We start from the raw sequence: 20,488 nt of genomic DNA on the forward strand, positions 1-20,488 counted from the left end.
CGCTCCATTTATATTGCTGACATCCTAGCTGTGCTTGATCGCGACGGTCTTGATCCGAGTATAGCTGCGCAAGCCTTCAAAGCCCTTTTCCCGGCCATGGCCAGAGCGGCCAACGCCGCCGAACGGCAGTTCTATGCCACCGGCTGCACCGTAGTTATTGACGAACACCTGGCCGCTACGAATGCCTTTTGCCAAGCGTAGCTGGCGGCCACCATCGCGCGTCCATATCCCAGCGCGAAGGCCAAAATCCGTGGCGTTGGCCAATTCGAGGGCTTCTGCTTCATCTTCAAACACCTGCACTACCAGCACGGGGCCGAACAACTCCTCGTGCAGCACTGCATGCCCTTTGGGAATGTCCGTAAGCAGCTGAGGAACGGCGAAATGACCGCCAGTGGGTGCATTGGGCGCTAGCTGCCCCTTTGCCGCCACGCGAATACCATCCGCTTCGGCGGCAGCCAGACGCGCGTCCAACTTGGCTTTCTGACGCGCATTGATCAGCGGGCCACAGTCGGCATCCGTCTCACCTGCATCACAGCGCAGGGCCGCGAAACGCTCACAAAGTTTCGCGACGACACTATCGGCGATTTCGCGCTGAACCAATAGGCGGCTGCCTGCTGAACACGTCTGCCCAGCATTTTGAATAATCCCTTTTATGACGGCGGGAAGCGCAGCGTCGAGATCCGCATCCGCGAACACCAATTGGGGTGATTTGCCGCCTAATTCCAATGTGACCGGAACGTGATGCTGCGCGGCCGCTTGGGCGACGTAAGTCCCCGTTTCAGGCGAGCCCGTAAAAGAGAGATGATCAATACCAGGGTGTGACGCCAACGCCGCACCCGCCTCAGAGCCAAGCCCTGGCACCACATTAAGCGCACCGGCGGGTAAACCATGATCCACAGCCAGCTCCGCCAAGCGCAGTACACTCAAACAGGCGTCTTCCGCCGGTTTGAGCACCACCGTGTTGCCTGCCGCCAACGCCGCTGCCACACAGCGCCCAAAAATCTGTGACGGGTAGTTCCAGGGAATAATCTGCGCACATACACCGTAAGGTTCGCGCAGCGTCATCACGGCGAAATCGGTTTCAAAAGGAATGGTTTCACCATGGAGCTTGTCAGCCGCACCACCATAAAAGCGAAAATAGCGGGCACAGGCCCCTATATCACCCTTGGCCTGGGTCATGGGCTTGCCGGTGTCGGCACACTCAAGCCGCGCCAGCTGTTCCTGATGGGCTTCGATAGTATCGGCAAAACGAAGTAACCATTCACTGCGCCTGCGGGCAGACCAACTGGCCCATTCACCCGACTGGTCGGAAAAAGCTTGCTTCGCTGCCTTTACCGCGGCGTCTATATGGTCGGATTGGCAGCGCGCAATACGTGCCAAGGGTTCGCCCGTGGCAGGTGCTTCTACCTCCAGCGTGGTGGCAGAGTTCACCCAACCACCACCAATGAGGGCCTGTTGGGGCGGTAAATCCGTCGTCTTCAACATGAAATACTCCTGTTATTGTCCTTGTTCGATTCGCTTCAAAGCCGCTCACCTAACCATAAAGAAAATCCACCAACCCAAGTGAAATCCACGGCATATAGGTAATCGCCATCAAACACGCCAATATCACCAGTACAAAACGAATCAACCAGGGCAGCATCTGATCGATCGATATCTTGGCCACCGCACAAGCCGCGAAGAGGTTCACGCCCAAGGGCGGTGTAATCATCCCAAGGGCCAGGTTAACCACCATCACAAGACCGAAATGAACGGGATGAATACCGAACTGCATCGCGATCGGGGTCAAAATGGGGGCCAGCACCAGAATGGCGGCGGACGTTTCAATAAACATACCGACGACTAACAGCAATCCATTGACCACCAGCAGGAACATCATGGGGTCACTGATCGTATTGGTGACCAGGGTGGCGATTTGCGCAGGGAGTCCCGTGCGGCTGAGAAGAAAACTGAATAGTGAGGCCGCCGCAATAATCAGCATGACGGCGGCGGTAGAAATCACGCTTTGGCGAAAAATCGGCCATAGATCGTCTATTTTCAATTCACGGTAGTAAAAGCCACCGACAATGAGGGCAAAGAATACGGCCACGGCGGATGCTTCGGTAGGCGTGAAAATACCACCGTAAATCCCACCGATGACGACCACCGGCATGAGCATGGCGACCCACGCACGCTTGACCGAGACCATAAAGCCGGTGCTGTCTTTATAGTCTTCTTTACCGAAGCCCCGCACCTTACAGAACAGATAAAGAAAGATGATAAGCGCGCTGCCAATCAATACGCCCGGCCCCACGCCTGCAAGAAACAGCTGCCCAATAGACGTATCGGTACTCACACCATACAAAATCAACGGAATGGAGGGCGGAATAAGCACCCCCAGCTCTGCCGATGTCGCTTGAATGGAAGCCGCCAACGGCTTGGGGTAACCATGTTTCACCATCGCTGGGATCAAGATGGCCCCGATCGCAAAGGTCGTGGCCACACTCGACCCCGAGACCGCTGCAAACATCATGCATGTCAGCACGCAGGACATCGCCAGCCCGCCCTGGACACGCCCCACGATGGACTTGGCCAGATCCACCAGACGTTGGGATATCCCCCCTGCCGCCATCAAGTTACCGGCAAGAATAAAGAAAGGAATGGCCATTAATGGAAATTTATCAATGCCAATAAACATCTGCTGAGGCACCAGCAGCAATGGCAGACGCGTGAAGAATTCAATGCCGATAATCGATGCCAGAAGGATTGAAATGGCAATCGGCACACCGACCGTAAACAGGATAATCAAGGACAGACCAATCACCATGTTCATGGCTGCGACCCTCCCTTGGGCAATTCACCCTCTTGGGGCAGTTCTGCCTCCGGTAGCGTCTCGCTATTTTCCGGCCCCACCTTTTCTCGATCACTCAACTGCGCTAACAGCCTTGCAATAGCCGCCACAATGGCAAAACTTGACCCGATGGGGATCGCCGCATACGCCCATGACATCGATATATTCATGCCTGACATCGTCTGGTTACTGACACGCATGGTCATCTGAATCCCGTAATGAATCAGCACGCCAAGCACCAACAGGCAACACACCACAATGACGACTTCCAGCAGCTTCATAAAACGCGGTGGTACGAGTTTATAAATGACCTCGACCGCCATCATGTAACCACCACGAAAGGTAGCCGCCGCGGCCATGAACACACACCAGATCATCGCCGTACGCGAGGCAACTTCAGACCAGGTAGAAGGCGCATTAAAAATGAAGCGAGTGAGGACCTGGTAAAAACTTAGCGTCACTGATATGGCTAGCATCACCACCGCAATGAGCAGGGCCAAGCGTGTTAACTGGCTTTCCAGACGAAGAAATACCGCTAGCATAGATGGTCACCGTGCAGAAACGGCCTCCAGAAGACCGGAGGCCGAAGTGGAGGAAGTGCTCAGCAGTTGCTGGCTTTTTCCTGAACGCGCTCAAGCATTTCGTTGCCGTACTCCGAGGTAAATATCTCGTAAGCTGGCTTTACCGCTTCCTGGAAAGGCGCAACGTCAATATCCGTTTTGACCGTCATGCCATTCTCTTCCAAGAGCGCTACCCCCTCGCGCTCCAAGCGAGAAACTTCCTCACGCGTGGCTTCCGCTGATGCCGCGGCGGCTTGCATGAACCAGCCCCGCTCCTCCTCGCTTAAACCATCCATGAGAATGGGCGAACCCAGCACGATGGCAGGCGAATAAACATGGCCTGTTAGCGACAGATAATCCTGCACTTCCCAGAAGTTCGTCGCCACGATGACGGTAATAGGGTTCTCTTGACCATCGACGGTACCCTGCTGAAGCGCGGTGAAAAGCTCAGGGAAAGCCATGGGTGTTGGCCGGGCACCCATTTGGCGGAAAGCCTCCTGGTGAACCCTGTTTTCCATGGTGCGAACGCGCAAACCTTCAGCGTCTGCGGGCGTGGCGATCTCCCGTTGGCTGTTGGTCATGTGTCGGAAACCATTTTCCGACCAGGCAAGCCCGACCAGGTCGTGGTCACTCATTTTTGCCAGCAGTTCATCACCGAGATCACTGTCCAGTACGCAGCGCGCTTGCTCGTAATCTTCAAATAGAAACGGCAAGTCAAGCACGTAGGTTTCCGGCACGAAGTTACCTAACGGCCCCGTTGACGTGATCACAAAATCGACCGTGCCGATTTGTAAGCCTTCAATCATTTCCCTTTCACCGCCCAGGGACCCCGACGGATGTTCGTTAACGGTATAGGCCCCGTCGGATAGCTCCTCCAGCGTCTCCTTGAAGGCGTCTGCACCTACCGAGTAATGCGACGAGGAAGACAGGGTGTGACCCAGATTGACTTCCGTTGCCGCATGAGCCTGCAGGGCAACGCCAGTGGTAGCAATGGCAGCGATAGCGGCCACGAGTGAGTGGCGAGCAAAGGTCTTAGTCATCATAAATCCCTCTTTTGTTATTTTGAGGGTGGGTTTTTTGGGCAAATCGCCAGATGTGCGAACTTGGCCCAGGCAATTACCTACGGCGGTTAGCCGCGTAGGAACTCAAGCGCGTTCTGTCACGAACGCATCAATAATCTGTTTGAAGTTTTCATCGCCCACAAAGCCAAGCCGTGTGGCTTTTGCCGTGTTAAAGCGCGCAGGCCAGCTCGCGACAATGGATTCGATCTGTGGGTCGGGCTCATGGCGTACTAATGAAAAGGCTTTCTCTCCCGCTGCGTCACGCAGCGCCTCCAGCATCTCGGCCACCGTGATGGTGATGCCCGGCAACATGAACGCCCGAAAAGCACCTAGCGCCTCACCCGGCACCTCTGCGCCGTGGACAAGCGCATCGACGACCTTACCCGGCGACATCACGAACATGGGCAGTTCCACCGGCACTGGGCAGATCGCTTCTTCGCCATTCAGCGGTTCGCGTAAAATACTGGAAGCAAAGCTGGACGCAGCGGCATTCGGCCGCCCGGGTCGAATGACAATCGTCGGCAAACGCAGCACAAGACCGTCGACCAAACCTCGGCGGCTGTAATCGTTGACCAACAGCTCCGACATGGCTTTCTGAGCGCCGTAAGAGTTTTGCGGGTGAAGCGCCGTCATATCATCCAGCACCTCGGGCAAGTCTCCGCCATAGGCCGCCACCGAACTGGCCATGATCAAGCGGGTGTCACTCAACTCCCGCTTGCGACAAGCTTCCAACAGCGCACGTGTCGCATCGAAATTGACCCTTAGCCCCAGGTCAAAATCCGCTTCTGCCGCCGAGCTCACAACGGCTGCCAGGTGGTAGATAACCTCCGGGCGTTGTTCAAAAACGCTATCCAGCGCGCCCGGCTGGGTAATATCCATCGCCATGGATGTCACCGCGATATTGCCGGCTTCGGGCTGCGGCGCTTCCACCTGATCAATCAGCGTTAATCGTGTAATGGGGTGCTGGCGAAGCTCACCACGCGCAAGCAGTTGCTTTACTAAACGCTGGCCGAGAAAACCGGCCGCACCGGTAATGGCGATATGCATCTTTATGCTCCTGATAGACGGCTATTTTTGTTCATGTATGTTGAAACCTGTCAGTGACTGGTCAGCCCCCACGGTTCGCCCCAGCCCAAACCCGTGTGCGTTTCGGCGCGTGGTCGATATTCGCAGCCAATCCAGCCGCGATAGCCCAATGCCCTCAAGCGGTCAAAAATAGCGGGATAGTGGACTTCACCCACATCCGGCTCGTGGCGCTCGGGCACGCCTGCGACTTGAATATGGCCAATGGCACTGAACTGGCGTTCAAGGTGGCGGATCAAGTCGCCATCCATGATCTGGCAGTGATAAAGATCAAACTGGAGCTTTAAATTTTCCGCGCCTACCTCTTTTATGACGGCCATGGCCTGGGCTTGGCGGGATAGAAAGAAGCCTGGCATATCGCGGGTGTTGATCGGCTCGATGAGAATCTCTCGCCCCACTTTGGCCGCCTCCCCCGCCGCAAAGCGAAGGTTGCGAACGTAGGTGGCATGATGCTCAGCCTGGGTGGCGTCATCAGCGCCCGCCGGAAGCAAACCGGCCATGGCATGGACGCGTGGGCAGTTGAGGGCTTCCGCGTAACGTAATGCCTCAACCACCGAGTAACGAAACTCCGACTCGCGGCCGGGCAGACTGGCCAGCCCACGCTCTCCGGCCTCCCAATCGCCTGGTGGAAGATTGAATAGCACCTGCTCCAGCTGGCATTCTTGCAATGCTTGGCGCAACGCTTCAGGAGAAAACGCGTAGGGAAACAAGTACTCCACGCCTTTGAACCCCGCATTCGCAGCGGCGGCGAAGCGATCTAGAAATCCGTACTCGTTAAACAGCATGCTGAGGTTGGCAGCCAGTCGAATCATGATGGAACTCTTGTTATTTACTGTTTATTACCCGCAAGATCGTTATTAATCTCGCGGAAACTTGGCTTCAAGCTCAGCCACCTGCTCCGGCGTTAGCCCCCGGGGGTTCTGGCCGCGTAACAGCAGGTAGAGCTTGGCCGTCTCTTCCAGCTCCTCGGTGGCATACACAGCAGCATCAAGGTTTTTCCCCGCCACCACCGGCCCATGGTTGGCCAGAAGCACCGCGCTGTGCTTACCCGCCAGGCCACGAACCGCGTCGCCAAGCTTGGGGTCCCCCGGCATGTGATAAGGAACGAGCGGCAGCTTGCCGACCCGCATCACGTAATAAGCCGTGAGCGGTGGAATACAGTCGCACTGATCTATTTCAGGCAGGCACGAAACGGCGACCGAGTGGGTGGAGTGCAGATGCACAATCGCGCCTGACTGTGGCCTCTCGGCATACATCGCCATGTGGAGGAACTGCTCTTTGGTGGGCTTATCGCCACCCAGCAACTGGCCTTTCCCATCCAGATGAGAAATGCGCGCTGGATCCAGTCGACCCAAGCAGGCGTTCGTGGGTGTCATCAGCCAGCCGCCATCATCCAGGCGGACGCTGATGTTGCCGCTGGATCCCATCGTCAGGCCGCGATCAAACAATGATTTGCCCAGGATGCTGATCTGCTCCCGCAGGCTGTTCTGGTCGTGAATGCTCATGCCAGCACCTCGAACGCTCTTGTGAAGAAATCGACACCGCCAAAATTCCCGGACTTCAGCGCCATGGAAAGCGGTGCTTCGCGCCCGGATAGCGGGGCCTGGGTCCAGGGCACGCCGGGGTCGATCTGCTCACCAATATGCAAGGCGGTAATCCCCAATGCCGACACCACGGCACCTGAGGTTTCGCCCCCGGCCACCAGCAACCGGCCCACACCCTCCTTGACCAGTGTGACCGCCAATTGGCTGAGCGCCTCTTCTACCAGGGCGCCAGCACGCGCAACGCCAAGCGCTTGCTGCGCTGCATTCACCTTTTCAGGCACCGCCGAGGCGTAGATCAGTAGAGGGGCCTGCTGAGACAGCCGCTGCCGAGCAAAGGCCAACGCCTTTTCCTGCTGCCCGCCTTCAGCCAACGCCAACGGATCAAGCGCAAAGCCACCATCGGGGTGTTTGGCCAGAAAATCCTCAACCTGGGCAAGCGTCGCACGGGAACAACTGCCGGAAAGCACCAACGCACTTCCCGTGGCGGGAGATAAACGCCCTGGCTCATTGATGGTATCCAGCCAGCCATGGGCCCGGTACTGGGCAGGCAGCGCCTGCCCCAGACCAGAGCCGCCCGTGACCAAGGGCATCAGAACGGTCGCTTCAGCGAGGACGTCCAGATCCTTTTCATCAAGGGAATCGCAAATGACGTGACGTACCTTCTTGTCGGCAAGTGCCGATAAATGCCGACGCGTTGCGTCAGCGCCCTGGGCGAGTAACGCATGGTTGGCCAACCCCACTTTGTGCGGTGTTTGCCGGGAGAGCACCCGCACCAGGTCCGCATCCCGCATGGGGTTCAAGGGATGGTCCTGCATGCCACTGTCGTTGAGCAAACGGTCGCCCACAAACAGATGGCCTTGATAAACCGTACGGCCATTAACCGGGAAGGCGGGCACCATCACGGTTTGAGAAGCGCCTAACGCATCAAGCAGTGCATCAGCGACCGGGCCGATATTGCCCTGATCAGTGGAATCAAAGGTGGAGCAGTACTTGAAGAACACCTGACGGGCCCCCTGCCGACGGAGCCAGTCCAGCGCCGCGAGGGAATCGGCCACGGCCTCATCCACCGGACAGGAACGGGACTTCAGCGCCACCACCACCGCATCGATATGCGTCAGGTCAATATCTTCCCGGGGCACACCGATGACCTGCAGGCAGCGCATGCCACCACGCACCAGGTTGTTGGCAAGATCGGTCGCCCCAGTGAAGTCATCGGCAATGGCGCCCAGTACGATGCGTGATCCCATCCCCATGGTTCAGGCTCCCTGGTGGTCGTTGGCGGCTTCGGGCAACTCGATACCTGATAGGCGCTGATAAACTTTAATCACCGACGAATCATCGTCGCGCCCAAAACCGGCACCGCTGGCGGCGGTAAACTGCTGCAGCGCACTGGCCGCTACCGGCGTTGATAGCGATAGCTCGCGCCCGGTTTGGTGGACGATATTGAGGTCTTTAACGAAGATATCCACGGCCGAAAGCGGCGTGTAGTCGCCACTCAGAATATGCGGCACCCGGTTTTCGAACATCCAGGAATTGCCTGCCGAGTGGGTAATCACCTCGTAGATAACGTCGGGGTCGAGCCCCATACGAATCCCCAGCGCCATGGCTTCAGCGGCGGTGGCAATATGCACGCCGGCCAAGAGTTGATTGACCAGCTTCATGCTGGAACCGACCCCAGGGGCATCGCCAAGGCGGTAGACCTTGGCGGCCATGGCGTCGAGCACTGGCTGGCCGTATGTAAAAGCGTCCTCAGCGCCGGACGCCATCACCGATAGTTCGCCGCTTTTGGCTTTCGCCGCACCGCCGCTGATCGGCGCATCGAGGAACATCACCCCCACGGCGGACAAACGTTCACCCAGCTGTTTTGCCTGGCTGGGCGCCACCGTCGCACACTGGATGATCAGGCTACCCGGCGCCAGATGGCTTACCACCCCCTGTTCACCGAACAGCACCTGTTCAGCCTGGGCCCCGTTAACGACAACCACCAACACGATATGGCAGTGAGCAAGTTCAGCAGGGGTTGCCACGCTTTTTCCCCCGGCTGCCGCAAAGGCATCACGCGCCTCGGCAGAAATATCACACCCGGTCACGTCAAAGCCCTGCTGATGCAGGGTCGACGCGGTTCCCATCCCCATGGCACCCAGGCCAATAACGCCTACTTGAAGTGATTGTTGATTGTCTTGACTCACTGGCTGCCACCTCACTTTTGTTGTGTTGGTTGCGATCGTTACGGATCCTTTCTCGTATTTATCTAAAGCTACTAGGCAAATGGTAGCGCTGTCATGATAGCGCTACCATACGTTTTAGATTATTGTTCGCGAGTCGACAAGCTGAATATCAAGGACGTTGGACCAATGTCTAAAGACACGCCCCCCACAGTTCCAACCCACACGACCAAGCAGCGCCGAAGCTCCGACCAAGTCACGCTGAGCCAGGTGGCAAAGGCCGCCGGGGTCTCCCCCATCACGGCCTCGCGGGCGTTGAATCATCCCGATAAAGTCAGTGACAGCGCCCGGGATAGTGTTCTGGCGGCCGTAGAAAAACTTGGTTACGTACCCAATCTATTGGCAGGCAGCCTTGCCTCATCCCGCTCACAACTGATTGCGGTGATCGTACCCTCTCTGATCAACACCGTGTTTGTGGAGGTTATTCAAGGTCTGCAAGAAACGTTAGAGGCCGAGGGGTACCAGATACTACTGGGTAACACCGACTACGACCTGGACCGCGAATATCAGTTAGTGCGCACCTTTCTGGGCTGGTCGTGTTCGGCACTGGTGACTGCCGGGCTGCGCCATAACAAAGCTTGCCATACGCTGTTGACCAACTGTGGCCACCCCATAATGGAAGTGATGGAACTGGGCGAGGGAATGGACTTGAATGTCGGCCTGGATCACGTGGCCGCTGGCCGCTGTATGGCCAACCACCTGATCGATAAAGGCTACCGCCATATCGTCTACGTGGGGGCTAGATTGTCCCAGGACTACCGCGCCAGCATGCGTTTTGAAGGTCATGAAGCCGTGCTGAAGGGTGCGGGGCTCGATGCCCCGCTAGTGGAGCTGGACACATTGGGTAGCCTGCAGGCAGGCGCAGAAGGACTGGCCCAGGTGCTAACCCAATACCCCGATACGCAGGCCATTCATTTCGCCAATGACGACCTGGCAGCAGGCGCCTTGCTTGCCGCCCAACGTCAAGGCCTTAACATACCGAATGATATCGCTATTGCCGGGTTTAACGGCCTGCCCCTTGGGCAACACTTGACGCCCCAGCTCACCACGATTCTCTCACCCCGAAAAGAGATGGGCCGCTTGGCGGCCAAAGAACTGATCCGGCGACTGAGCGGTAAAAACGTTTACCGCCGCCAGCATGATGTCGGTTTCAAGCTCCAACTGGGTGAAAGCACATAGCACAGCCATTAACTCCCACACTCGCCCATGGAAAAATCTGACAACACCGGAAAGTTCTCTGCTACGCATTATGGTAAAATTGTCAAGTGGCCAGGACTGGCTTTATGCGGCTAGGATTTCCGGTCAAGCTGCGCCATCATTTCGCAGTAAGTCGATTGGACGTGATGCAATGGTCTTCTTATCGATAACCTGATGGTTTGCTGAATAACGCGAAACAGGCAAGATTGATGAAGCCATTCGATATTAATTCAAGCTAAACGGGTGCCCGTCAGTAAATGATGCTATCAGTGTGTTTTTGGCAGAGAGGTTCACCATGAACCTTTCCTCCGAACTGCGTTTGCAGGCGATTATCGATGGCACAAGAGCTGGCACCTGGGAATGGAATGTCAAAACCGGGGAGGTGATTTTCAATGAACGCTGGGCCACCATGCTTGGCTACACATTGGAAGAAATTCAGCCGCTTTCCATCGAAACCTGGAATCGCGCCTGCCATCCCGACGACTTGAAGCGCTCCTACACGCTGATCAGGCAACATCTGGATAACGAGATCCCGTTCTATGAATGCCTGTGTCGAGTTCGTCGCAAAGACGGCGGCTGGTGCTGGATTCAAGACCGCGGCATGCTGGTCAGGGAACCGGATGGCACGCCCACCGACTGGATGATGGGCACACACATAGACGTTTCCATCGAGCAGGAATCCCGACAGCATCTTGACCACCTGGCCGCCTCCGTACCAGGCATACTCTTCTCCTTCGAGATGGTTTCTCCGGTGGCTTTGCGCTTCACCTACGTCAGCGAACGTTCTTACAGCTACTTTGGCCTTGATTGTAAAGCCATTGAAAAAGACCCTTGCTTATTTTTCGATGCCATTCATCCGCTTGATTCCGCAGCCGTCCAAGCCGCCGTCAGAGGTTGTTACACGTCCTTATCAGAGGGTGCCTGTCAATTTCGTATGTTCGTCAATGGCACAGAACGTTGGTTCCGGGCAGTCGCGTGCCCTATTCAAGACCCGCTCGGAAAACTCGTTTGGCATGGTATGCTGACCGATATCGATGACCAAAAACAACTGGAAAATACACTGGCCTACCTGTCCATTACCGACGAACTGACGGGACTGTTTAACCGGCGCTATCTGACTCAATCACTTAACGACGCCATGGCACTTTATCAGCGATACCAGACACCTTTTTCGCTGATCAGCCTGGATATCGACCATTTCAAGCAAATCAATGACTCACATGGCCATTTGGTGGGTGACCGGGTGCTGACCAAAATCAGCGAGCTGATGAAGCATCGCTTACGAGCGACCGACATCGTTGGTCGTATGGGCGGTGAGGAGTTTTTGGTCTTGTTACCCAACACCCTTGGGGAAGAAGCCGGGCAAGTGGCAGAAAACCTGCGTCTGGCGATCAATCAAAGCGAGTATTTAGCAGAAGACAACTCGCCCTTTGCGGTCTCCGTCAGTGGCGGCGTTCTGGAAATGACAGAAGCGATCACCTCCGTCGAAGACTTGCTCAGGCGCTCTGACCGACTGCTCTATGAAGCCAAAGAGGGTGGCCGAAACAGGGTTCTTGACGAGCAGACTACTTCAGCAAATCAAGGCCTGCCGACGTCCCTGGAATAGCCCAGACGTATGCTAGAGCCCCAGTTTCCAGCAACCGCACGGTAACGCCACTCCTCTAAGGTGCTTTAAAAATGTTACATCCGCCAGACTACAATGACCTCTTTACTGATCTACTGGAGGCACTAGAGACGGTCTGCGATGCCGTTTGTGCGGCGGTCATAGTTAAGGACGAAAATACGCCAAGCCATCGCATCGGTGACCCCGGCGCTGCACAGCTGCTTATGAACCTCGACAGTGTCCAGGCGACGCTGGCTGACGGCATTCCTCGATCGGAAATACCACCGCCTGACGCCTCGCTGAACGGCGCGGCTTTCATCGCAGTTGAAGCCCTGAGCACTCCCCATCAGGACACACAATCGACGGTGATTGTGTTTGCCGGTAAACATGCAGAGGATATCGAACGGGCCGTCCCACTCGTGCATGCCCTGACCACGGAAACCGCCAACGAGCTCATGTTCCTTCGGCAGACACCTCTTTTATCGGCGGCTTTTGCGGAAGTCGAATGCGGCGTGACGATTGCCGATCCCAACCTTTTCGACACACCGATCATCTATGCCAACGCCGCTTATGAGCGCATGACAGGATATCCCAGAGCCGAAATATTAGGCCGCAACTGTCGCTTCCTCCAGGGAGAGCATCGCGACCAACCTGGCCTCCAGATAATGCGCAACGCTCTAGCGCGGGGGACCGACTGCACCGCCACCGTGACCAATGTTCGCCGCAATGGCGAGCTGTTTGAAAATCAAGTCAAACTCCGCACCGTCCGGGCGGACGATGGCAGCATTTCCTACATTATTGGCATTCAGGTTGATGTCACCAAAGAGCAGTCGGCCCTAAATGCACTGGCCCAACAAAAGCGGCGCTTCAGAAGCCTGATTCAAACCCAGGCTGGCTACATCTGGCTGATGGATGCCGAGGGTGAGCTTATAGAAGCCCCCGAGCAATGGTTGGAAATAGCCGGTCTGTCATCTAGCGGCTCCCTCGATATGGCGACGATTCACAGTGCGATAGCGCCGGAAGCCGTGGAGGCCTTTCGCGACGGCTGGAGCGAGGCCCTCAGAAACAAGACCTCGTTTGAGGTGGTCTACCAGTTACCGGCTCAAAGCCCCTCACCTCGGTGGTTCATGGATCGCATCTCGCCGGTGCTGGATGAGGATCACCAGCTCGTCGAGTGGATTGGCACCTCTCAGGAAATCACCCAGCTAAAACGCGCTGAAAAAGACGTTGAAAATGCCGCTTATAAAGATCGACTGACCGGCCTTCTATCTCTGGAAGGCTTTGCCAGGCGCCTGGACGTTCAGCTAAGACAGAAAACGCTACACCCCGCCAGCCCAGTACTGGTGATCGACATCAAGGCGCTTAGAGAAATCAATAATACCCAGGGCCACGACGTCGGGGACGAGGTGCTGCAGGAGGTCGCCCAGCGCTTGACGGCAGAGATTGGTGAAAATGGTTTGATCGCGCGTACTGGCGGTGGTGAATTCACGGTTCTGGCGACGCACGAGCATCAGCGCACTCGACGCCAATTGCGCGAAAGCATGGCAGCCGTCTTTGATGTGCCGTTTGAAATCAGGGGATTCGCCTTTCACGTCGAGGCGTCGTTCGGCTATACACGTATCCGGACCACAGCCGACGATGCCAGAAAGCTGATGAACGACGCTACACTGGCCATGCATATCAGCCAGCATAATCCAACCTTGACCTGGACCCAGTACACCAAAACCCTCGAAGAGCAAACCCGCAAGAACGTGGACATCACCATGAAACTGCGCCACGCCCTTGCAGCCGACCAACTGACACTTTACTACCAACCCCAGGTTGACCTGGCGAGCGGCCGCATTGTCTCGACAGAAGCCTTGCTACGCTGGCAGCATCCCGAGATTGGCTTTATTCCGCCGGATCAGTTCATCCCCCTGGCAGAACAAAGCCAGCTGATTGGCCCAATCGGCGATTGGGTGATACGTCAGGCCTGCCGCGATATCAGGCGCTGGCATGACGCTGGGATCCCTGTCACCCCAGTATCCATCAATCTGTCGCTGATCCAGTTCCAGCTCGGCTCTGTGCCGGATACCGTTCAAAAGGCGCTATCCGACTACAACATCGCGCCGGAATGGCTGACGCTGGAAATTACGGAGAGTGTCTTCGAGCAACACTGCCAGGCATTGCAGCTTGACCTGAAAGCCTTGACCGCGATGGGCGTTCGCCTGTCGCTGGACGACTTCGGCACAGGCTATTCGTCGCTTGGGCATTTAAAGGACTACTTCTTCGACGAAATCAAAATCGACAAAAGCTTTATCCGTCAACTAGACGACAACCCTTACCGCCAGGCCATCGTCAAGGCCGTGATCATCATCGCTCAAGCGATTGGCGCTGATGTTGTCGCCGAAGGGCTGGAGTCAACAAGTCAGATAGCGATAGTCCGACAGCTTGGATGCAGCAAAGGCCAGGGGTATTACTACAGCCGCCCGGTACCCGAGCCTCGCTGGCGCCAATTACTGATCGAGCAAATGCCCCTCGGTGCAAATCATCAGTGATAAGGAGCACCCGCCCGTTATGACGGGTGCACCAGCATCGACCTCACTCGTAAGACATTTCTTCCAGCTCCTTGCCTTTGGTTTCCTTGACAACCTTTATCACGAAGAAGATCGATACCACCGCAAAGAAGGCGTAGATACTGTAGGCACCCGCTAAACCAATGGCAGCCAACATGATCGGGAAGCTCATTGTAATGGCAAAGTTTGAGACCCACTGGAACAGGCCCGAGATGGCAAGCCCTGAACCACGCATCTGGTTCGGGAACATCTCCCCGAGCATCACCCACATGATCGGCCCCCAGGACACATTGAAGAAAAGAACATAGGCATTAGCCGCCAAAAGTGCGATCACGCCCATGTTGTCAGATAGTCTCAAGGATCCATCGACCATGCTGGCAGTAGAAAAGGCATAGGCCATGGCAATCAAGGTCACGGCCATACCGGTTGAACCGATCCATAGAAGAGGTTTGCGTCCGATACGATCGACCAAGGCAATCGCAATGACCAAAGCCCCCAGGCTTACGGCGCCTGAAATAACGTTGATCAGCAATGCATCGTTTTCAGAAAACCCAACGGATTGCCACAACACGGCCCCGTAGTAGAAGACCACATTAATCCCGACAAGCTGCTGGAACACCGCCAGCCCGATGCCAACCCAGACGATGCCATGCACCTTGCCCGTCTGCCTGTTGATGACGTCACGCAGGCTCGGTTGATGATCCTCCGCCAGGGAGTCCTTAATCTCGGATACCTTGGTGTTAACCTCGTCATCCGAGAGCAGCTTGCTTAAAACTCGCCGAGCCTTGTCTTCCTTGCCTGCCGTCATCAGGAAACGAGGGCTTTCAGGAATAAACATAAGCGCGATAAGAAAGATAGCGGCTGGAAAAAGCTCGATCCAGAACATCCAGCGCCACGTCGCAAACCCCAGCCACAGCTCCGCGACCGATGAACCCGCCATATTGGCCAGGAGATAATTGCTCAGGAAAGCCACGAATAGCCCCAGGATGATGGCCACCTGCTGAATAGTGGCCAAGCGTCCACGATAGGCAGAAGGTGCCACCTCACTGATATAGGCAGGTGCCATCACGCTGGCGGCACCAACGGCCATCCCGCCCAAAATGCGATAAATCACAAACTCCAGGGAACTCCCGGCAATACCGGAGCCCCAGGCACTGATCAAAAAGAAGACAGCCGCGACAATCAACAGCGAACGGCGGCCAAAGTGATCCGCCAGCCGACCGGCAAAAAACGCACCTACGGCACAACCCAGCAGCATCGAGGCAACATTAAAGCCGGTACCCACACTTTCAGAGTTGAAGGCATTTTGAAGTCCATCGACAGTGCCGTTGATTACCCCACTGTCGAAACCGAATAAAAAACCACCGATGGCGGCAACACAGGAAATAGCAAACACATACAGGCTTCGCCTGCGAGTCATATCATTCGTCATGGTTGAATCCCAATTAAGTTGTATTTGTCTTGTGGAATTGTCATCTCAAGATGACGATTTACAGCCAGCCAGCATCGACCCAGTAATTGTGTGCGGTGCAAGCGGCAGCTGCGTCGGAAGCCAGGAACGTCACCATATTGGCAACGTGATGCGGATGAATGCGGACCTTGAGTTTCTGCTCATCGACGATCTTCTGTTCGTCGGCAGGGCTGTACCAACGCGACTGGCGGGGCGTCTTGACGTTGCCAGGAATGACACAATTGACGCGAATGTTGTCGCTGCCCAACTCCTGAGCCATGGCTCGGGTCATGCCCTCGATGCCAGCCTTCGCCGTTTCGTAGATCGCCAAATGCTCCTGACCGAGATGCCAACTGATCGACCCCATGTTGATCACCGCGCCCCCACCACGCTCTTTCATGCCCGGTGCCACCGCTTGCATGGCGAACATCACATGACGCAGGTTGACGGCGATCCGCTCATCCCAGTATCTGGGCGTTATCTCGCCTAGAGTATGGCGGTCATCATTGGCGGCATTGTTGACCAGTACATCAACAGCGCCGATGCGTTTGAACGTCGCCTCCAGCGCGTCGAGATCGGTAAGGTCGCAATGATAAAAGGCCACCTGACTGCCCAGTCGGTCGACCAGGGTTCGTGACTCCTCTGCGCAGATATCCAGGAAATGTACGTCGGCCTTTTGCTCGGCAAAAGCCTCGACCAAGGCGGCACCGATACCAGATCCCCCACCTGTGATTACGACACGCTTGCCTTCAAGCCCGGGATAGATTGCTGTTCCCATAAGAAAGGTCCATGGTCAGTAAAAATAAAAGCACGGCCCTGCATCCCCCTCTGATCTCTCTGAGTCAAGGGCCATCACAGCGGCCACTTTGTACGAACTACTTAGTATGTAGATCTTACTAAGTAGTCAGTATCGATCTCTCGAATCCGCATATCTATACGACATAGGTGTAACGACATAGGTTTAACGACATAGGTGTAACGCCACTACGTGCAACCCACCTCCAAAACCAGCCCGCAATCAGGCCAACTTAAAGGGAGAAACGACGCGCTTTTACTCAACGCCAGCAGGCACAGCACAGAAATTCCCGGCGAAACCAGATAAAATTACCGTTTAGCACCGGACAAGGTCGAAGAGGCTTCATTTTATTCATGTCAACCAGTTACCAGCATCAGAAAGCAGGCGACCTCAACTTCCTCAAGCACTTGAACCGCAGCGCGATTCTGGAAATGGTTCGCCGAGTCCCCGGGCTGACCCGCGCTGATATCGCCACCCAGGCACAACTGACCAAGGCCACCGTAGGCTCAGGGGTTCAATCGTTGCTGCAACAGGGATGGCTGAAAGAGGGTGATCTGCAGAAAAGCAGTGGCGGCCGACCAGGAAGAGCGCTACACCTCAACGATGACCGCCATTACCTGCTGGGTGCTGAAGTAGGGGTCCACCGGCTAAGACTTGTCGCTTGCGCCCCGTCAGGCAGGGTGCTCGCATCTCATCACGAACCCTATACCCCCTCGACACCCGAAGCCACGGCCGCACTCCTGGGCGGGGCATTACAGCAACTGATAAGTAGCCCTGAGGTCTCCAACCGTGAAAACCTGGGCCTGGGTGTTGCGCTACCCGGCCCCGTCGCCACTGGCGAGGCCATTCTCCGGCGAGCCCCCAACCTGGGCTGGCGCGATGTGCATTTCCTGGAATTGCTGCACCCCCACCTCCCTGAGCTGAAGGGTGTATGGCTGATGGACAATGAAGCCAAATCAGCAGCTTTCGGTGAGCTTTATTTACGCACCGGCAAGACGCCCGAATCGCTGCTGTACGTCAGCGCAGGAACCGGGATAGGCAGCGGTATGGCCGAAGGCAGTCATTCACCGTTGCTCACTCGCGGTGTACAGGGATTGGCCGGCGAAATTGGTCATACCATCCTGCAACCAGGCGGGCTCTACTGCCATTGCGGCAACCGGGGTTGCGCGGAAACCCTTGTCAGCGGCTGGTCTATCCGCGCCAGCTTGGGTATTGATGAGAAAAATGATCTTATTCAGGCGCTGGCGCCACGTTTGCAGGAGCCAGACGTCACACGCACATTACGCCGAGCCGGTGAAGCACTGGGCATGCTCCTGCTGAACCTTCACCACACCCAGAACCCTGCCGAAATTGTATTGGGAGGCTCACTTACTCAGCTTGGCAGCACATTCCTTGAGCCCGCATTGACATATTTTGAAACCCATCAGCAACGTTTATTGGGGACAACGCAGCGAGTGCCGTTGCGCGTTGTTGAGGACAGCACTTTCGTGGCCGCACGCGGTGCCGCCGCACAAGTCCTGGCCAGAGCGATTCATGGCCCATCGTCGCAGACGGCCCATCAATCTCCAATCCCCTGACACTGCTGGGCAGAACGGACCAGGCATCATGGCCGCTTCGGCAATGACTCACCAATACGAAAACCCCAAGCCCGACGAAAATTGGCGCCCACCACTAAGTCACCCCACCACTAAGTAAATAGCTCGAACATAGTATTCTGGTCTTTCAGTGTAGATACCCCATGTCCCCGGACTTACCCCGCGGATTCTCTATCAATGTTGACGCTGCTTTCTACCACAACATATATTCTAGAAAAGATAATCGATTTTTTAGAAGAAAAGATAACACCATCACCAGAATCAATTTTAGTGTTGAAACTCGACTGCCGACGCCAAAAGCAAGGAACCCATAATGCAATTCGATGCGCGTTATTACCCAAGTCCCTCCCGCCGTATGGCAACCTTTGGTCGTCGTGGCATGGTCGCCACCTCGCAGCCTCTGGGTGCCGAAGCCGGTATGCAGATCCTGCGTCAGGGTGGTAATGCCGTGGATGCGGCAATCGCCACCGCTGCCGCCCTCACCGTAGTGGAGCCGACGTCCAACGGCCTGGGGAGTGATGCGTTCGCCATCGTATGGATGAACGGCGAACTCCACGGCCTGAATGCCAGCGGCCCCGCGCCACAGTCGGCCACGATCGAGGCCGTCAAAGGAATGGGTCACGACGCCATGCCCGAGCACGGCCTCATTCCCGTGACGGTCCCCGGCGCTCCCGCTGCCTGGGCCTCGCTGTCCGAACGTTTTGGTCGCCTGCCGTTTGCAGACCTTCTGGCACCGGCCATTAGCCTGGCCGAAGAAGGCTTCCCGGTATCCCCCTTGGTCAGCCAGCTATGGGAAGACGGTTATCAGGCCTTCAGCTACCACGACGAAGCCGCTTTCAAGCCTTGGTTCGACACCTTCGCGCCCAAGGGGCACGCGCCCCGCCCAGGCGAGATGTGGGCGTCGCCTGATCATGCACAAAGCCTGCGCTTGATTGCAGACACCCACGCCCGGGCTTTCTATGAAGGCGAACTGGCCGACCGTATCGACGCCTTCTTCCGTGAGCACGGGGGACTGCTGCGCAAAGAGGACCTCGCGGCCTTTGCACCGGAGTGGGTAACCCCCATCAGTACGCGCTATCGCGATCACGAAATCTGGGAAATCCCGCCCAATGGCTGCGGCATGATTGCGCTTCAGGCACTCGGCATGCTCGAGCACCTTGGTGAGGAAGGAAGAGACCCCGTCGAGACACTGCATCGCCGCATCGAGGCCACCAAGCTCGCCTACGTGGACGGGCTGCATCACATCACGGACCCCGAGGCAATGAAGCCCAGCGTCGCTCAGATGCTGGATACTGACTACCTGAAGAACCGTGCTGCCACCATCGGTGAGAAAGCAATGGATCCCGTGCACGGCAATCCCATCACCGGGGGCACGGTCTATCTCGCCACAGCGGACGCCGAGGGCAACATGGTTTCCTTCATCCAGAGCAACTTCAAAGGCTTCGGCTCAGGCATCGTCGTCCCGGGCACGGGCATCAGCCTCCAGAACCGCGGCTGGTCCTTCAAGCTGGATGAGGGTCACACCAACGCTCTGGCACCTGGCAAACGCACCTACCACACCATCATTCCCGGGTTTATCACCCGTAACGGCCAGGCAGTGGGACCGTTTGGGGTCATGGGCGGCTTCATGCAACCCCAGGGCCATGTCCAGGTCATCACGGGGATGCTGGATGATGCCCTGAACCCACAGGCAGCGCTGGACACACCACGCTGGCAGTGGACGGGAGGGCGCACTGTCGAAGTCGAACCCCACTTTCCTGACCACCTTGCACAGGCTCTCGCGCGCCGAGGCCATCACATCGTCAAGAAAGCAGATTCCGTGAGTTTCGGTCGTGGGCAGATCATTCTGCGCGACGCGGAAACCGGGGTGCTCTGCGGCGGCACTGAGCCCCGCACCGACGCCGCGGTACTGCCCTGGTAACCGCCCGGGCATGAAGCCGAGCGGAACGGTGTTGCGGTCGGCAATGCAATCAAAAAGACAAGGAGATA

General features: G+C 56.5%; 16 protein-coding genes. 5 read left to right on the forward strand and 11 right to left on the reverse strand.

From position 1 onward, the window contains the following. Positions 1–24 precede the first annotated feature (24 nt). The 9 genes from BMX75_RS05160 to ltnD all read right to left on the reverse strand — a co-directional run bounded on the left by BMX75_RS05160 (position 25) and on the right by ltnD (position 9,282). A complete protein-coding gene (locus tag BMX75_RS05160) occupies positions 25–1,485 on the reverse strand; it encodes an aldehyde dehydrogenase family protein (protein WP_092825822.1) in 1,461 nt (486 codons plus the stop codon). Positions 1,486–1,534: 49 nt separating this feature from the next. Next, a complete protein-coding gene (locus BMX75_RS05165; protein WP_092825824.1) occupies positions 1,535–2,812 on the reverse strand; it encodes a TRAP transporter large permease in 1,278 nt (425 codons plus the stop codon). Continuing rightward, positions 2,809–3,372, reverse strand: a complete 564-nt coding sequence (locus tag BMX75_RS05170) for a TRAP transporter small permease (RefSeq protein ID WP_092825826.1) — start codon at positions 3,370–3,372, stop codon at positions 2,809–2,811. The genes BMX75_RS05165 and BMX75_RS05170 overlap by 4 nt, the downstream gene beginning before the upstream one ends. Positions 3,373–3,431: 59 nt before the next feature. Beyond that, entirely contained in the window at positions 3,432–4,430 is a 999-nt protein-coding gene (locus tag BMX75_RS05175; RefSeq protein ID WP_092825984.1) for a TRAP transporter substrate-binding protein, read from the reverse strand. 105 nt (positions 4,431–4,535) lie between these two features. Further along, positions 4,536–5,498, reverse strand: a complete 963-nt coding sequence (gene denD / locus BMX75_RS05180; protein WP_092825828.1) for a D-erythronate dehydrogenase — start codon at positions 5,496–5,498, stop codon at positions 4,536–4,538. 50 nt (positions 5,499–5,548) lie between these two features. Beyond that, positions 5,549–6,346 carry a 2-oxo-tetronate isomerase gene (gene otnI, locus BMX75_RS05185; RefSeq protein ID WP_092825830.1) on the reverse strand — a complete coding sequence of 266 codons (798 nt, stop codon included), beginning with the start codon at positions 6,344–6,346 and terminating at the stop codon, positions 5,549–5,551. 45 nt (positions 6,347–6,391) lie between these two features. Then, positions 6,392–7,039 carry a 3-oxo-tetronate 4-phosphate decarboxylase gene (otnC, locus tag BMX75_RS05190; RefSeq protein ID WP_092825832.1) on the reverse strand — a complete coding sequence of 216 codons (648 nt, stop codon included), beginning with the start codon at positions 7,037–7,039 and terminating at the stop codon, positions 6,392–6,394. After that, a complete protein-coding gene (gene otnK, locus BMX75_RS05195) occupies positions 7,036–8,331 on the reverse strand; it encodes a 3-oxo-tetronate kinase (RefSeq protein WP_092825834.1) in 1,296 nt (431 codons plus the stop codon). The genes otnC and otnK overlap by 4 nt, the downstream gene beginning before the upstream one ends. A gap of 3 nt (positions 8,332–8,334) precedes the next feature. Further along, positions 8,335–9,282 carry an L-threonate dehydrogenase gene (gene ltnD, locus BMX75_RS05200; RefSeq protein ID WP_281244506.1) on the reverse strand — a complete coding sequence of 316 codons (948 nt, stop codon included), beginning with the start codon at positions 9,280–9,282 and terminating at the stop codon, positions 8,335–8,337. A 150-nt stretch (positions 9,283–9,432) separates the two neighbouring features. On the opposite strand from ltnD, the gene BMX75_RS05205 reads away from it, so the two are divergent. From BMX75_RS05205 to BMX75_RS05215, 3 genes are all read left to right on the forward strand, one after another. Continuing rightward, the gene (locus BMX75_RS05205) at positions 9,433–10,482 is read left to right on the forward strand and encodes a LacI family DNA-binding transcriptional regulator (protein ID WP_245748350.1); all 1,050 of its coding nucleotides are present in this window, start codon (positions 9,433–9,435) and stop codon (positions 10,480–10,482) included. A gap of 313 nt (positions 10,483–10,795) precedes the next feature. Further along, positions 10,796–12,106 (forward strand): GGDEF domain-containing protein, encoded by a 1,311-nt coding sequence (locus tag BMX75_RS05210; protein ID WP_092825840.1) that lies wholly within the window; start codon positions 10,796–10,798, stop codon positions 12,104–12,106. Positions 12,107–12,177: 71 nt separating this feature from the next. Continuing rightward, the gene (locus tag BMX75_RS05215; RefSeq protein WP_092825842.1) at positions 12,178–14,640 is read left to right on the forward strand and encodes an EAL domain-containing protein; all 2,463 of its coding nucleotides are present in this window, start codon (positions 12,178–12,180) and stop codon (positions 14,638–14,640) included. 43 nt (positions 14,641–14,683) lie between these two features. On the opposite strand, the gene BMX75_RS05220 is transcribed toward BMX75_RS05215, so the two are convergent. Beyond that, entirely contained in the window at positions 14,684–16,090 is a 1,407-nt protein-coding gene (locus BMX75_RS05220) for a sugar porter family MFS transporter (RefSeq protein WP_217639859.1), read from the reverse strand. 58 nt (positions 16,091–16,148) lie between these two features. Beyond that, a complete protein-coding gene (gene xylB, locus BMX75_RS05225; protein WP_092825844.1) occupies positions 16,149–16,886 on the reverse strand; it encodes a D-xylose 1-dehydrogenase in 738 nt (245 codons plus the stop codon). Between the two features lie 371 nt (positions 16,887–17,257). Here xylB and BMX75_RS05230 point away from each other — a divergent pair, with 371 nt between their 5' ends. Together BMX75_RS05230 and BMX75_RS05235 are read left to right on the forward strand one after the other, a co-directional pair. After that, positions 17,258–18,481, forward strand: coding sequence for an ROK family protein (locus BMX75_RS05230; protein WP_092825846.1), 1,224 nt, complete (start codon positions 17,258–17,260; stop codon positions 18,479–18,481). A 331-nt stretch (positions 18,482–18,812) separates the two neighbouring features. Beyond that, positions 18,813–20,420: a gamma-glutamyltransferase family protein gene (locus BMX75_RS05235; RefSeq protein WP_092825848.1), complete on the forward strand. Its 1,608-nt coding sequence runs from the start codon at positions 18,813–18,815 to the stop codon at positions 20,418–20,420. Positions 20,421–20,488: the final 68 nt, after the last annotated feature.

This window comes from Vreelandella subterranea (genome assembly GCF_900111305.1).
Classification (GTDB): Bacteria; Pseudomonadota; Gammaproteobacteria; order Pseudomonadales; family Halomonadaceae; genus Vreelandella; species Vreelandella subterranea.